We start from the raw sequence: 15348 nt of genomic DNA on the forward strand, positions 1-15348 counted from the left end.
AATCGGCAGGATGGGACGGTACCTATAATGGAAATCCATTGCCATCGAGTGATTACTGGTTTAGGGTAGAATATATGGAAGACGAAACCCCTAAAGAATTTAAAGGGCATTTTACCCTAAAAAGATAAGAATTAAGCATTATGAAGATTACTAAAATCTACTTATTACTTTTATTAGTAACACAATTTAGCTTTGCTCAGGATGGGATACCATTCTATTCAGATTATTTGTCTGATAATCTTTATTTGTTGCATCCCTCTATGGCAGGTGCAGCTTCTCATAATCAAGTGAGGTTAACGGCACGTCAGCAATGGTTTGACCAAAATGAAGCCCCTAATTTACAAACCTTGAGTTTTAATGCAAGACTCGGAGATAAATCTGGGGTAGGAGCCATATTATTTAACGATCAAAACGGATATTTTTCTCAGTCTGGAGGATACCTTACGTATGCGCACCATTTAATGTTTTCAAGAAGCGATGCAGATCTTAATCAGTTATCATTTGGGCTTAGTGCTGGATTGATACAAACACGTTTGGATGAAACACAATTTGATCCGCGGGACTTTGACCCAATTATTGCGGGGATCATTCAGAGTAGTTCTTATTTTAATGTTGATGCAGGTGTTTCATATAATTTCTTGAATTTTTCAGGACATTTTACGGTAAAGAACATAATATTCCAAAATAGAAATCTTTTTTCTGAAGAGTTTGAAAACAACAATCAACGCCGCTACATACTTTCGGCTGCTTACGCCATAGGAAAAGTGGGCGCCGATTGGAGCTTTGAGCCTTCCGCTTTGGTTCAGTTTCAGGAAAGAACAGGAGAACAAACAGTAGATGTGAATTTTAAAGCCTATCGTATGATGGACTTTGGAAAACTATGGGGAGGGTTATCCTATCGTAGAAGTTTTGATGGAGCAGAATTCCTTGATGGAAATGAAATTAAAGGTCAAAAGCTACAGTATTTTACTCCTATTTTGGGGGTGAACTATAAAAATTTTATGTTCGCATACACATATACTTACCAATCTGGGCAGGTTAAATTTGAAAGTGGTGGTTTTCACCAGATCACTTTAGGATATGACTTTTTGGGAGGTAGACCAGAGCCTTACGATTGTAATTGTCCTGCGATAAACTAATAAAAAAGCCCCTTTATGAGGGGCTTTTTTGCTTAATCCCAAATATAATTTTTACGTTTAGCTTGTTTTTTAAGGGCTTGAATCATGGCATTTTCTAAATTTTTAGACTCCGTATTTTTCTTGTTCTGAATAAAATTTCTTCGCTTCAGATTTTGTTGGGCTATTTCAGATTGGATGGTCTCACGTTCCTTTCGCATGTATTCTACATACGCTTTTATTTGACTTTCAGATTTCCCTCTTAACTCGGTGGGAAGTTCTTCATCTTTTAGTTTTGAATAGCTAAAACCGGCTTCTTTTTCGGCATCTACAAGGTCCCAGGTACTATTTTTATAGAGGTGCGACCCTTTAGAAACCGTTCGGCTTACGGCATTAGCTTTGCTATACTCTGCTGCGTTCTCATCCTGTTCTTGCTGCATGGCTACTTTTTTTCGTCCTTGACTTCCGTAGGGAATATAAGTATTGTTAAGGCGAATATTTAATTGTAAAATTATATCATCGTAAGGAGATGCGATATGAACGGTTTCTTTATTATGGTCAATTGCTATATAATCTCCATAGGTGATTTGTGCTCCGTCTTTCCATTTGGTTTCAACACCATGTTCATACTTTCCGCAGAAAATGGTATTGACCACAATATCTTTCTCTTTTGCCTGAAGCCCCGCATCTTTATAATTTATTTTTCCCTGAGTAAAAGGTTCATTTCCGGCAATAAAAATCATTTTTAAATCATCTGCATTATTTCCCCAGTCAAGTTGATCAAGCGAAGCCCTAATTACTGTTCCACAGAATTCGCTTCCGCCGTTTGTAGTCAGCGAAAAAAGTTCTTTTGAGACATCATCTAAATCTTCTGTAAAACCAAGAATCTTTCTAAGATATCCCGTTCTTTCAGATAAATTATCATTACCGTATTCATACAAGGCAATTTGTAGATCTGGACGGGAGTTTTCGCATTTAGCATACGATAGCTCATTGACTATTTCCCATAATTGTGATTTTGCTTGATCTATCAATCCATCCATGCTGTTGCTAGTATCCAATAATAATGCAACTTTAATTTGATAATTTTCAACATTCGCAGAGGGGGTGTATTGTGCGAGGAAGACTTCTTTTTTTGCATCAGCTTTGCAAGCTCCAATAGTACATAAAAAGAGTACAATACTTAAAAATTTAACTGTTTTCATAATTTTATTCTGTTTTTAATTCTTTTACATCAATAGTCCCATTTGGAGAAATGACGTAGTATTTATTTTTGACTTCAGTGTTGGTGATGGGTTCCTGTTTCTTTTCTTTGGGTCTAGGGGTAAATTGTAAAGCGATATGCATCCCTATTTGGATAACAGGTTCTAAAATGGAGGCGTTTAATACTAAATCATACTCCTGATATGACAATGGCTGGTAATAAAAGGAAGTTTCTTTTTCGACAGTAGTAACACTTTTAGGTTTTTTTAAAGCTTCAAATGAAATACTATTATATGCCTGATAGCTTTGGTAAAAATCTTTTGGGAAGAAACAAAATTTGTTATCTGCTATACGAGCATCATACGTAGAGACATCAAATCCTAGTGCTTTGTAGTATGCTTTTTTCTCGGCAATTAAGGAGAGTAATTCTTTTTGAAGTTCTTTGTAAACAGCAGCAATGTCCTCAATAAAGTAATCTACTTTTACGAGATTATAAATTTCATTTTTAGCACAAGCAGTAAGAATATTTTCAAAAGTTCTGGTTTTGGTAAAGCGAATATGTAAGTTTTGCTGGAGCTTAAATCCCTTTGGCACTTCGTTATATTTTGTACTGAAGATTTTTTTCTCCACTTCAATTTCATATACTGGAACAAATGATATGACATCAACTACCATGTCTTTTTCTGAAATACCTTTACTCACTAATTCGGCTCTCACATTTGCGATACGCTCTGCTGCCAAACTATTTGTTTCTTCGGCGGTAGCTCCAATCTGGGTTAAATTGAATATAGCTGTAAATGAAGTGGCTTCTACATTTTTTAACGCCCGAACATCTATAGAAATCATATCGCTGGGGATTAATTTCTGTAACTGTTGCTGAATATTAGGATTGTTTATATAAGCATTTCCATAGGCAGCCGTTGCAATATTCTGACGTGATATTTGAATGTCTTCATTATAATTGCCTTTATGTTGCGCAGGCATTGAAAGAAAAGATGTCAGTACTAAGAATAATAAGATCTGTTGTAGTTTCATAAGTTGTATATTTTGGTGTAAACCTAGAATCATCTTTTTTACTATAAAACAAATGATGAGTGAAGCAGTAGTTTGAATGAGTGAAATTGAACAGCGAATGAGAGAACCTCTTAAAAGTCAATGATAAATACAAGATATTGCCATTTTGCCATTTTAGGATATGGTAATAAGTCCGTAAGTTTACGTTTTAATAGCATATGAAATTAATTAACATCTTAGTGTCTCTTGCTTTTCTCTTATGCGTTAGTCAGCTAAGCGCACAGAGTAAACGTATTCAACGGCCCGTAATATCGATTGAAGGAGAAGTGGTGGACTCAGATAAAAATACTCCCTTATCTAAAGTAAACGTGGAGATTGTTGGAGGTGATTACACCACGACAAATACTTCTGGAAAATTTAGAATTCAAGCAAGGGTGGGAGATCTCATTGTAATTAAAAGTGATGAATTTGAGACTGTATATCACGAGATAAAGAATAACGATTACATTAAAATTCGAGTTGAAAAGGATAAAGCTCTACAGCCAATTCCAAAGGCTACCTCAAGAGAAGAGGCTAAAAGTATGTTCAATACCTATATTGATTCAGCTGGAAGTATCCTAAAAAAAGATGCCCAAAAAAGTATCGATTATGTGACCAAAGCCTTTGAGGCGATCCCTGGTAAAAATGCTTCCGCAGTACAAAACAGTATTGCTTTTGAGATGCTGGGAGATATCAACTTGTATTGGGATCAAAATGATCTAGCGGTAGATAATTTTAAAAGGAGTCTTGCTGCGAGGGGTACTATTGATGTTAAGATAAAACTGGCCAAAGCCTATCGAAAAAATAAGAACTATCAAGAAAGTATTACAACATACAATCAATTGCTACAACAAAACCTTTCTAGCTATCAGCGAGTTCTTGTATATGAGGGGCTTGGTGATACCTACAAGGAAATCAATGATACGGTAAAGAGTATTTTTAACTATCAAAAAGGATTAGATCTTGCCACAATACATTCTATTACACCTAAGATCACAGACTTGAATTCTAAAATTGGAGCCGTGTATGCTCAAGGAGGTGCTTTAGCTGAAGCTGAGACCTATTTTGATAACTCTCTTAGTTTGTCACGAAATGAGAATAAAAAACGAGCTGTTGAAGAAAAAAATAATGTAGCAGATTTTTATAATCAGAAACGTGATTTTGATAAAGAAATACAATTAAGAACTGAAGCCATTAAAGAAATACAATCGTTAAAAGATTCAGAAAAAATTGACGATGTAAACAGTCCTTTGACTCCACAGCGACAAAATTATAAAATAGCCAATGCTTTTTTAGGACAGGAAAAGTATGAAGAAGCTATTCCATTTTTAGAAAAGAGTATCGCTGAAGCCGATGCAGAAGAAGATTTGGTGGTTGAAAAAGATGCGACCAGAAAACTTTCAGAAATATACAGAGATATTGGAAATTTTGACAAAGCAGCCGAAAGCTATGAACGATATGTTGAAGTTGTAGATGAATTATATATTAAAAAAGAACAGGAAATTTCGCAGGCAGCCCGCTTTAGTCGTGAGATCACTCAAAAGCAAAACAGAATTGCAAGCTTAGAAAACGAACGACAGATTAACGAAAGTAGATATGCACTCGCTTTTGAAAATCAGGAGCTTATTGAAAAAAATAATAAAGTGCAAAAATGGGTTATTGGCTCCTTAATTTTAATTGCTTTGTTGTTACTGGGAATGGCTTACTTTCAATTCAAAAATGTTAAGCAGCAAAAATATGCCAATAGTCTACTCGCCTTAAAGTCATTACGAACCCAAATGAATCCTCACTTTATTTTTAATGCTTTAAACTCTGTAAATAGCTTTATCGCCAATAGCGACGAGCGCTCTGCCAATAGGTACTTAAGCGAATTTTCGCAATTAATGAGATCGGTTTTGGAGAATAGTGAAGAAGATTTTATACCATTAACAAAAGAAATAGAACTATTAGAACTGTATACGAAGCTAGAACATTTCAGATTTCAGGATAAATTTGAGTACCAAATTAATATTGATGAAGAAATCAAGCTGGATGAATTTGTAATTCCGCCTATGTTGCTTCAGCCGTATGTAGAAAATGCAGTATGGCACGGCTTACGTTATAAAGAAGAAAAAGGTACACTTCTCATAAATTTTGAATCGGTCTCTTCCGAAGCCATTAGAATTAGTATTATCGATAATGGAATTGGTCGAAAAAAATCTCAAGAATTGAAGACTGAAAACCAGAAAAAACAAAAATCTAAAGGGATGGGAAATACTCAAAAGCGTATTGCAATCCTAAATAAAATGTATAAAGATAAAGTGGACGTACTTGTAGAAAATGAATTTCAAAATGAAGAAGGAACCCGGGTAACGCTACTGTTAAAGAAGGATTAATATGATGCTAAAAGCAATTATCGTTGAAGACGAGGAGACAAGTAGAGAAATTTTAAAAAACTATTTAATAAAATACTGCCCAAAGGTTCAACTTATGGGAGAGGCCGAAAATGTGGACCAGGGATTAGAACTCATTAGGAACAACGATTTGGATCTGGTATTCCTTGATGTTGAAATGCCCTACGGAAATGCATTTGATCTACTTGATAAAGTTGGAGATAGGCAGTTTGAAACTGTTTTTGTAACAGCTTATAATCATTATGCGATCGATGCATTAAATGCACACGCCGCTTATTATCTTTTAAAACCTATTAGCATCGATACATTAATTGAAGCAGTAGCGTATGTATATGACATCAAAGAAAAGGAAAACAGTTTGCAGAATAGAGTTCTCCAGCCTAAACACAAAGTGGTTGCGAACAAAATCACTATTCCTGTGCAAAATGGATTTGAAGTATTGGATATCCCAGATATCTTATATTGCCAGGCAGACGATAACTACACCAATATATACCTTACCCATAAAAAGAAACTGGTAAGTAAAACGCTGAAGTATTTTGAAGAGATGCTTGCTGAAAGTGGGTTTGCTCGAGTTCACAAATCGTATTTGATTAATGTAAATGCTATTACCGAATATAAAAAGGGAAAGGGTGGAAGTGTGGTTCTGTCTAACGGAAAGGAAATTATGGTAAGTCCTTCAAAAAAGAAAGATTTGCTGGCATTTTTTAGCTGATTAAAACACTTTTTTTTCAATCGTAATATCTGAAGCATATTCTTTAAGCAAAAATTGTAAGGTGGTTGTTTCAGCATTTGTATAAAACTGAAGCAAAGGTTTTGTTGTTTTTTCTGAAAGTAAATGGTGTGCTGTTAGAATAGATTCCGTTTGTTTCGCTACTGCTAAACCAGAGTCGATGATGGTGACAGTAGGAGGAAGTAGATTTTTAATCTGCGGAATTAAATAGGGGTAATGGCTGCAGCCTAAAACTAGATAATCGATTTTAGCCGCAATCATCGGTAACAGATGTTTTTTAAGTAAACCTATTGTTTTTGGATCATCAAGCTTTCCAGCTTCAATTAGAGGCACCAATCCTTCCCCAATAATCTCAACAACCGATACATCTTTTGTGAATTCTTGAGAAGTTGCATGAAACAAAGCGCTGCTTAAGGTGCCTTTTGTGGCAAGTATTCCTATGCTTCCTGTTTTGGTTTGTAATGCTGCAGGTTTAATGGCAGGTTCAATTCCTATGATTGGAATCTCATAGGTTGCTCTAAGCGTCCTAATCGCATTAGTTGTCGCCGTATTACAGGCAACTACAATTAGTTTGCAACCTAGTTTTATAAGTGCTTCGGTATTTTTTACACTAAGCTTAGTAATCTCTTCGGAAGATTTATCGCCATAGGGGGCGTTCTTACTATCGGCCAGAAAGATCGTATCTTCAAAAGGAAGTTGTTTGTGGATCTCTTTCCAGATAGAGGTTCCACCTACACCTGAATCAAAAATTCCTATAGGTTTGTTTTTGAGCATATGTAAAAATAAAAAATGCTCACCAACTGGTGAGCATTTTTAACTAATCTTATACTTTTTAAAAGTTAGATTCCTAAATCTTTCTTTACGTCTCCCATTAGGTCTTTACCATCTGCAAGTAAGATACCAGATCCTTGTGAAGAGTCAACTACATATTGAAATCCTTGAGCACGAGCTACTTTTTGAATAGCAGCACGAGCTTTTTCCAATACTGGCTTTAAGATGTCCACTTCTTTTTTCTGAAGATCCTGTAAAGCTTGTTGTCTGTAAGCTGCAATATTATTTTGCATTCCTTGCACTTCTTGAACGCGCTTTCCGTTCTCTTCATCAGATTTACTTTCTGCCTCTGCTTCGTACTGCTTAATTTTAGTATCAAGCTCTTTTGCCAAAGATTTGATCTCTGTGTCGTACGTTTTTCTAATTTTTTCTAGTTCGCTTTGTGCAGTTTTCATTTGCGGCATTGACTCAACAAGCGCTTGCGTGTCGATATGTGCTATTTTGGATTGTGCATTCACAGTCGTTGCTCCAATAAATAGTACGATAGCTACTAAAAAAAGTTTTAAATTCTTCATTTTCAATGTATTTAATTAAATGTTTATGGTTTATAAATATTTGGAAAATTAATTTTCTCCGTTTCTGTTTTCTCTTGCTTCTCTTATCGAGTCAATTCTTCGTTGGCGTTCCTCTAAAAGGCGTTGTCTTCTAGCTTCAAACTCTGCCGCTTTTGCAGCTTTGATTGAGTCACGAACTCTTTTACGTTCTGCCATTAATGCTTCTCTCTCGTTCTTTTTTGCTTCAACCGCTGCTTCTCTTTCATCTTTTTTAGCTTCAATAGCCTGCTCTCTTTCGGTAACAGCTTGATCTTCTTCTAAAGATAAATTGTCACGTGCTTCAACTTCTCGCTTCTCTTGTCTTGTTTTTACCTCTTCACGCTTTGCAGCTCTATTGATTTGCCTAAGAACTTGATCGCTTATATCGTTTCTTTCCGCAGCAAATAACATAACAATATCTGCAGACTTATCAAAGATGAAATCATATTTTTTGGCTTCTGCAATTTCCTGAACAATATTAAAAACCTGATCTTGAATTGGCTGAACTAACTGTCTTCTCTGGATAATCAAGTCTCCATTAGGACCAAAACGATCTTGCTGGTATTTGAGCATTTCATCTTCTTTGATTTGAATCTCTTCTTCTCGCTCTTCAACAAGTTCTGCTGTAAGCAACACGCGTTCGTTACTAAGATTAAGTTTCATCTGGTCAATCTCTTTATTTTTTTTCTCAATATCAACCTTCCAGCGTTCTACTTTGCCTTCTAACTGTGTTGATGCTTCACTATATTCAGGAACACTTTCAAGAATATATTCCATGTCGATGTATCCAATACGAACTCCTCTTTGTGCTTGTATTGTTAACGTAAAGCAAAAAAGGATAACAGCGAAAAAAGCTAATTTTTTTGTTTTCATAATTAATGGTTATGGTTTAAGAAAATATCGTGCCAAAGTTAAAATTGTTGTCCTATTATAAAATGTGTTTCCCAGCCATTAGGTTGTATACCCCCCAAAACAGGATCAAAACCATAGCCAAAATCAATACCTAATAATCCAAATGCTGGCATAAATATACGTAATCCTAAGCCGGCAGATCTTTTAAGATCGAACGGATTATATTCTCTAAAGCCATCAAATGAGTTTCCACCTTCGGCAAATGCAAGCCCATAAATAGATGCCAATTGTCCTAATGTAATAGGATACCTTACTTCTAACGAAAATTTATTAAAAATGGTATTTCCATCAACATTAGATAATGACTGATTAGGATATCCTCTTAACTGGATCACCTCACGACCATCCAGACTAAAAGCTCCCAGTCCGTCACCTCCAACAAAAAACCGTTCAAAAGGAGGAATTCCTCTATCTTGATTGTAAGCTCCTAAGAACCCAAATTCGGTATTTGTTCGGAGTACTAATTTATCAATAATATTTGTATACCAAGTACCTTTAAACTTAATCTTATAATATTCTAACCATTTAAAGCGCTCTTGGTCGATTTTTGCCTGATCGGGATTTCCTTCAAAATTTTGAAATTCAGGATCATTTCCTAGGTTTCCATAATCAACATTGTTAAATGCAGAAAAGGGAGGAGTTAATTTTGCTGTTAAACTAAAGTCTGAACCAGCTAATGGATATATTGGATTAACAGTAGTATTATTTCTACTTAGTCCTATGGTGTAAGCGAGATTATTTGCATACCCATCTCCGAAAGTAAACAACCCAGTATTGTAATTTTGAAGGTTGTAATGCTGAAAACTAATGGCTTGTGAGAGTACAAAAAAGTCATCAGGCCATTTTAGCTTTTGGGCTACTCCTATAGATCCACCCGTAATCAAAAAGCGCCTATTACGATCTGTGTCTCTTTCTCTAAAATCGTAAAAATATTGAACCGTATGAGAAAGTGAAGTACTTAATTGTACAGGTTTTTTTCCTCCTAACCATGGTTCGACTAAAGATAAACTATAGGTTTGGTAAAAAGTACTTCCTTGAGCTCTAATGGATAATTTTTGTCCATCACCCATAGGTAAAGGCTTATAGGCTTCTTTGTTAAAGATATTACGAAGGGAAAAATTATTAAATGAAAGCCCTAAAGTACCTACAAAACCTCCACCACCATACCCCCCTTGTAATTCGATTTGGCTGGCGCCTTTTTCTACCAATGAATATTCTAAGTCTAGCGTACCATTATTTGGATCTACGTTCTTAAATTCTGGGGATAATTGTTCTGGATCAAAGAATCCTAATTGTCCCAATTCACGAAGTGTTCGAACCACATTTCTTTTGCTGTATTTCTGGCCTGGACGTGTTCTTAATTCCCTGTATATAACATGGTCATTTGTTTTTGTGTTTCCCACAACGTCTATATGGTCGAAATAAGCAATTTTTCCTTCTACAATTCTAATTTCAAAATCGATAGTATCATTTCTAACCGCAACCTCTACAGGGCTTATTCTTGAAAATAAATATCCTGTGTTTTGATAAAGATTGGTTAAGTCATCTGCTTCAGGATTTTCCACATCTGCAATACGTTCTTGAAGTAACACACCATTGTAGGTTTCACCTTTTTTTATACCAAGTTGCTGGCGAAGTTGGCCATCTGTATAAACGCTATTTCCAATAAAACGAATATCACCAAAGTAATATTTTTTTCCTTCTTCTACATTTATTCGCAATGCTACATTCTTTTCATCTTTTGCAATGAGTGTGTCCGAAAGTATGCGGGCATCTCTGAATCCATTGGATTTATACTTAGCAATAATGGATGCTTTGTCTTCATTAAAGCCTTCTTCAGAAAACTTAGATCTTTTATAAAATCTAAGTGGATTTTTTTGCTTTACATTTTTCATTGCACGCTTAACTTTAGCGTCAGAAAGCTCCTCATTGCCTACAATATCTATCTTAGAGACTTTTACACGTTCTCCCTTATCAATAAGAATCTTTAAATCTTTTCCAATTTCAGTTCCTGTAGAATCAATTGCTGGAGTAGTGCTTAATATGACTTCAGTATTTAAGAAACCATCTTTTTTATATTTATTTGTAATGTAGTTCTTTGTAGTCGTTAGGAGATTTTTGGTAAGTTTTACTCCCTTTTTAAGATTATTATCTTCTATTAATGTTTTGATTTTCTTTTTCCGAATACCTTCAATTGATACTTCGTTTAATTTAGGAAGTTCAACAATATAAAGTTCAAGATCTACGAGATTTTCATTAATATCTGTTACGTAAAAAGCGATGTCACTAAAGAGGTTTTGCTCCCAAAGTTTTTTAGTGACCGTACTTAATTTTTCTCCAGGAATATAAATCTGTTCTCCCTCCTTTAGGCCTGTAAATGCAATCACTGTTTGCTCATTGAAATTTTGAGCTCCGGTTACTGTAATTTTATTAATGGTGTATTTTTTACCACTATCAAGCTCTTTTTGTTGCGCCGAGAGGGTGCAAACCGAAAGTATTGTAATAAGTATGGTACAATAAAACTTTTTGTATACGTGCAATAGTAAGCTATTATTTAAGCTGTTCACTTGTCTTTCCAAATCTTCTTTCTCTGTTTTGATAATTTAATATTGCTTCAAAAAGATGGTTTTTTGTGTAATCGGGCCAAAGAGTATCGGTAAAATACAATTCGGCATAAGCAATTTGCCATAGTAAAAAATTGCTAATACGTTGCTCACCACTGGTGCGTATTAACAAATCGACATCTGGCAAATTACGGGTATATAGATGATTATTAATAACCGCTTCGTCAATAATTTCGGGCGAAATTAGGTTATTTTTTACTTTAAGACTAATCTCTTTAATGGTTTTTACAATTTCTTCTCTGGAGCCGTAACTCAAGGCAAGTGTAAGAGTCATTCGAGTGTTTGTTTTTGTTGCCTCTATCACATCGAGTAATTCTTTATGCGCCTTTTTTGGTAATGCTTCCAGATTGCCTATTGCATTCAATTTGATGTTATTATCCTGTAAAGTCTTAATTTCTTTTTTTAGGGAAGAAACCAAAAGCTTCATTAATAGTTCTACTTCTAGTTTTGGACGATTCCAATTTTCAGTAGAAAAGGCATATAATGTCAAATAAGGGATATTAATCTCAGCACACGCTTCCACGGTTTCACGGACTGCTTTTGTGCCATTTTCATGACCTATAGATCTAAACAATCCCTTTTGTTTTGCCCAACGGCCATTGCCGTCCATGATGACAGCAAGGTGTTGTGGGAGTTTGCTTGTATCTATTTGGTCAAGTAATTTCATGTCATCTACGTTACTGCTGTTCCTTTTTGAGTTATTAAATCATTTTTTGTTAAGTTGCCCTAAAGACTTGATCTATATTTAAAAATTACAATAGCAAGGTCTTCTTCCAAATGTAAAGGCAATTGTGACTCCAGTAAAAACATACCAGTCATCACTGTTGATGTTTCCGAAGCGTAATGTTTCATCATTTTTTAGTCCTTTTACAGGAAAGCTTCCGTCGAGATCATCTGTAAAGGTATATCTCGCGCCTATTTCCATCCCAATAGCAATACCATTAAATGGAGTTGCTTTAAATCCTACGACCATTGGAATTGCAAAGGATCCTGCAGTATCGTATTTTTCAATAGCATCATTTGCATCTTTAAATAATGCATCATAGGTAAAATATGTAATTCCAGTATATAAATAAGGAGCAGAAACGGGTTTTCCACTATGTACTTTATAATCCCAGAAAGTCAACTCAATACCAAGGGAAGCTTCTAATATGTTATTACTAAATGAATACCCTCTCTCTTTTCTTCTTGTTTCTTCACTATCAATATCATCTCCTTCGATTCTAGCAAATGTAATTGATCCTCTAAAGGCATGCCGCAAACTTCTGTTCCATTTAAAAATGGCTCCAAAAGCAGGTGTTTTAGGAGCAATGTAATTGGTTCTCCCTACATCGCCTACGTAATTTGCGCCGCCTATAAATCCACCGAATTCATAGGTTTGTGAATAGCTTGAAAATGTTGCAGTTAGTACTACAATGACGACTGCTAAATACCTCATATGCCTTAAAAGTTTGCAAATATAATAATAAACTTCGCTCTACCACAGGTTAAGCGAAATAGTCTCTGTTGATTAACAAATTTTGAAGGATTTTATTGTCTAATTTCTCTTGTCTTCACCCCAAAGTAATTTTTTCCGAAGTGTTTTAATAAAACTATCCTCAGGTAGCTGTACAAACTTAATCGTAAAAGGTGCCTTTTTAATGAGTAATATAGTTTCATTAGCAAGAGTCATAATGCGCGAATCAAGGGAAACTAAAAAAGTGTCTTCACGACCACTTACTTTTAAGGAGATTTCACTAGAATCTGGTAAAACTAAGGGTCTTGCGGTAAGGTTATGCGGCGCTATAGGGGTAATAACAACACTATTTGTAGAAGGGTCAATAACTGGTCCGCCACAACTTAAAGAATATCCAGTAGAGCCAGTAGGTGTTGCCACAATTAACCCGTCACTCCAGTATGAATTAAGATATTTGTCATTTACTTTAGTTTCTACTTTAATCATCGAAGTTGTATTTTTTCTGTTAACAGCAACTTCATTAAGGGCAAAATTAAGGGAAGTAGTTAGCGATTCGTCAGCCGGGTATGTTTCAATTGTTAGCAGGCTTCTTTCTGAAACCGAATATTCTTTGTTTAATATTTGAGCAATACTTTCAGAAATGTTTTCTTTCTGAATAGTTGCCAGAAACCCTAGTCTTCCCGTATTAATACCAACAATCGGGATATTCAAATTACGGACAAATGTAACCGACTTTAATATAGTGCCATCTCCTCCAATGCTAAAAAATAAATCATACGAGGAGTCGAGCTGTGTAAATGTGTTGAGTGCTTCAACGTTATGGGTAATCTCTTGGTGGTCTTTTAATATTTTTAAAAAATTCGCTTCAATAACTATCTCCACATTGTTTTTTTGAAGCGCGTCAAGAATTAACTGAATATAAGCTTCAGAATTATCATGATAAAATTGCCCGTAGATTCCAACCTTCATAATTACATATTAAGATATTTATCCAGATAATTGGAGCGTTTTTTTAAATCTTCCAAGAATTTATCTTCTTCATGATTAGAAATTACGTTGTAGCTATACCTTCTAAAAGTTTGCACAATTTCATTCATACCAGTATGTCCTATTTTAATAGTTGCCTGCATAAGATCATTTTCCATTTTTGAAATAAAAACTCCTAAGATTTTAGCATCATTGGATTCAACAATTTGGCAAATTTCACTAAACGAGTAATCGTGGATACCTTTTTCAATTACAATAATCCCTCCCGCTTCATTTAAAAAAGGGGTGTCATTAAAAAGGTTCATAATGTCACTAAGCTCGTAATATCCAAGATATTTTCCTGAAGCATCAAGTACAGGCATAATATTACTATTGTTCAATGCAAAAGATTCTAGGATGTCTAGCCAATTAGTTTCCTGTCTTACAAAAAAGGGTTCTAATGCATATTGATAATCACTTAAGACTTTTTCACTGTCAAAACAATACGCATCTGTTTCATTAATGCAGCCTACATAAGCCCCATCTTTTTTTACAGGAACGTGCGAATAGGTTAGCTGGTTAAACACATTTTGTATCTCCTTCATCTTTGAAGATATTTCAAAAGGTGTGATGTCGTTAATTATATAATGTTGTGTTTTCAAAAACTGAATTTTTATGCAAATTACTTAAAATATACCTTCAAAACCCTGCCAAAGGGTTGTATTTTTGTTATTATTATTTATTCTGAAAGAGAATCCTTCTATTTCTAATTGAGGTAGAATTTAATAATTTGCCCATTTTTGGGAGCATATATATGACAAAGTTAAGTGTAAATATCAATAAAATAGCTACGTTGCGAAATGCAAGAGGCGGGAATGTTCCCAATTTAATTCAAGTTGCAAAAGATGTTCAGCGTTTTGGAGCACAAGGGATTACCATACACCCTAGACCTGATGAACGCCATATTCGATATCAGGATGCTTATGATTTAAAATCGGTGGTCACGACTGAGTATAACATTGAAGGAAATCCTATGGATTCATTTCTAGACATGGTGCTACAAATACAGCCTACTCAGGTAACCTTGGTTCCAGATTCTGTAGACGCAATTACTTCTAATGCAGGTTGGGATACTGTAAAACATAAAGATTATTTAGCTGAAATCATTTCCGAATGTAAACGCAACCATATACGTACATCTATTTTTGTCGACCCAGAAATAGCCATGATTGAAGGGGCTGCTAAAACAGGAACAGATCGAATTGAGCTATATACCGAAGCATTTGCACACCAATACAGCCTGGGAAACAAAAAAGCTATTGAACCCTATACTGCATGTGCGGTAAGAGCAACCCAACTAGGCATAGGAATTAATGCAGGGCACGACTTATCTTTGGATAATATTCAGTTTTTTAAAGAACATATCCCAAATTTATTAGAGGTATCTATTGGACATGCCCTTATATGTGAAGCAATTTATCTAGGACTGGAAACTGTTGTAAGCCAATATCTCACTAAATTAAAATAAG

At 35.0% G+C, this 15348-nt stretch carries 15 protein-coding genes; 5 read left to right on the forward strand and 10 right to left on the reverse strand.

Annotated elements, in window-relative coordinates; translation table 11 throughout:
• Both ACFQO1_RS09810 and ACFQO1_RS09815 read left to right on the forward strand, forming a co-directional pair.
• The coding region (locus ACFQO1_RS09810) for a T9SS type B sorting domain-containing protein (RefSeq protein ID WP_380218154.1) at positions 1–128 on the forward strand (128 nt) is incomplete at its 5' end.
• Positions 129–140: 12 nt separating this feature from the next.
• Positions 141–1139: a PorP/SprF family type IX secretion system membrane protein gene (locus tag ACFQO1_RS09815; RefSeq protein ID WP_380217866.1), complete on the forward strand. Its 999-nt coding sequence runs from the start codon at positions 141–143 to the stop codon at positions 1137–1139.
• A gap of 32 nt (positions 1140–1171) precedes the next feature.
• Here ACFQO1_RS09815 and ACFQO1_RS09820 read toward each other — a convergent pair whose 3' ends face one another.
• Both ACFQO1_RS09820 and ACFQO1_RS09825 read right to left on the reverse strand, forming a co-directional pair.
• On the reverse strand, positions 1172–2320 hold the full coding sequence (locus tag ACFQO1_RS09820) for a vWA domain-containing protein (protein WP_380217867.1): 1149 nt from the start codon (positions 2318–2320) through the stop codon (positions 1172–1174).
• A 4-nt stretch (positions 2321–2324) separates the two neighbouring features.
• A complete protein-coding gene (locus ACFQO1_RS09825; RefSeq protein WP_380217868.1) occupies positions 2325–3353 on the reverse strand; it encodes an SIMPL domain-containing protein in 1029 nt (342 codons plus the stop codon).
• 197 nt (positions 3354–3550) lie between these two features.
• Here ACFQO1_RS09825 and ACFQO1_RS09830 point away from each other — a divergent pair, with 197 nt between their 5' ends.
• Together ACFQO1_RS09830 and ACFQO1_RS09835 are read left to right on the forward strand one after the other, a co-directional pair.
• Complete coding sequence (locus ACFQO1_RS09830; protein WP_380217869.1) at positions 3551–5746, forward strand: histidine kinase; 2196 nt, start codon at positions 3551–3553, stop codon at positions 5744–5746.
• Between the two features lies 1 nt (position 5747).
• Positions 5748–6479: a LytR/AlgR family response regulator transcription factor gene (locus ACFQO1_RS09835; RefSeq protein ID WP_380217870.1), complete on the forward strand. Its 732-nt coding sequence runs from the start codon at positions 5748–5750 to the stop codon at positions 6477–6479.
• On the opposite strand, the gene murI is transcribed toward ACFQO1_RS09835, so the two are convergent.
• The 8 genes from murI to ACFQO1_RS09875 form a co-directional block, all read right to left on the reverse strand.
• Complete coding sequence (murI, locus tag ACFQO1_RS09840) at positions 6480–7271, reverse strand: glutamate racemase (protein ID WP_380217871.1); 792 nt, start codon at positions 7269–7271, stop codon at positions 6480–6482.
• Positions 7272–7336: 65 nt separating this feature from the next.
• A complete protein-coding gene (locus tag ACFQO1_RS09845) occupies positions 7337–7843 on the reverse strand; it encodes an OmpH/Skp family outer membrane protein (protein ID WP_380217872.1) in 507 nt (168 codons plus the stop codon).
• Between the two features lie 48 nt (positions 7844–7891).
• A complete protein-coding gene (locus ACFQO1_RS09850; protein WP_380217873.1) occupies positions 7892–8734 on the reverse strand; it encodes an OmpH/Skp family outer membrane protein in 843 nt (280 codons plus the stop codon).
• Between the two features lie 38 nt (positions 8735–8772).
• Complete coding sequence (locus tag ACFQO1_RS09855) at positions 8773–11313, reverse strand: BamA/OMP85 family outer membrane protein (RefSeq protein WP_380217874.1); 2541 nt, start codon at positions 11311–11313, stop codon at positions 8773–8775.
• A 10-nt stretch (positions 11314–11323) separates the two neighbouring features.
• On the reverse strand, positions 11324–12064 hold the full coding sequence (locus ACFQO1_RS09860; RefSeq protein ID WP_380217875.1) for an isoprenyl transferase: 741 nt from the start codon (positions 12062–12064) through the stop codon (positions 11324–11326).
• 78 nt (positions 12065–12142) lie between these two features.
• Positions 12143–12835, reverse strand: coding sequence for a type IX secretion system protein PorG (gene porG / locus ACFQO1_RS09865; protein WP_380217876.1), 693 nt, complete (start codon positions 12833–12835; stop codon positions 12143–12145).
• 99 nt (positions 12836–12934) lie between these two features.
• Positions 12935–13822: an NAD kinase gene (locus ACFQO1_RS09870; protein ID WP_380217877.1), complete on the reverse strand. Its 888-nt coding sequence runs from the start codon at positions 13820–13822 to the stop codon at positions 12935–12937.
• A 2-nt stretch (positions 13823–13824) separates the two neighbouring features.
• Positions 13825–14481: a CBS domain-containing protein gene (locus ACFQO1_RS09875; protein WP_380217878.1), complete on the reverse strand. Its 657-nt coding sequence runs from the start codon at positions 14479–14481 to the stop codon at positions 13825–13827.
• Between the two features lie 152 nt (positions 14482–14633).
• On the opposite strand from ACFQO1_RS09875, the gene ACFQO1_RS09880 reads away from it, so the two are divergent.
• The gene (locus ACFQO1_RS09880) at positions 14634–15347 is read left to right on the forward strand and encodes a pyridoxine 5'-phosphate synthase (RefSeq protein ID WP_380217879.1); all 714 of its coding nucleotides are present in this window, start codon (positions 14634–14636) and stop codon (positions 15345–15347) included.
• Position 15348 lies beyond the last annotated feature (1 nt).

The organism is Jejudonia soesokkakensis, assembly GCF_042664795.1.
GTDB classification, from domain to species: Bacteria; Bacteroidota; Bacteroidia; order Flavobacteriales; family Flavobacteriaceae; genus Jejudonia; species Jejudonia soesokkakensis.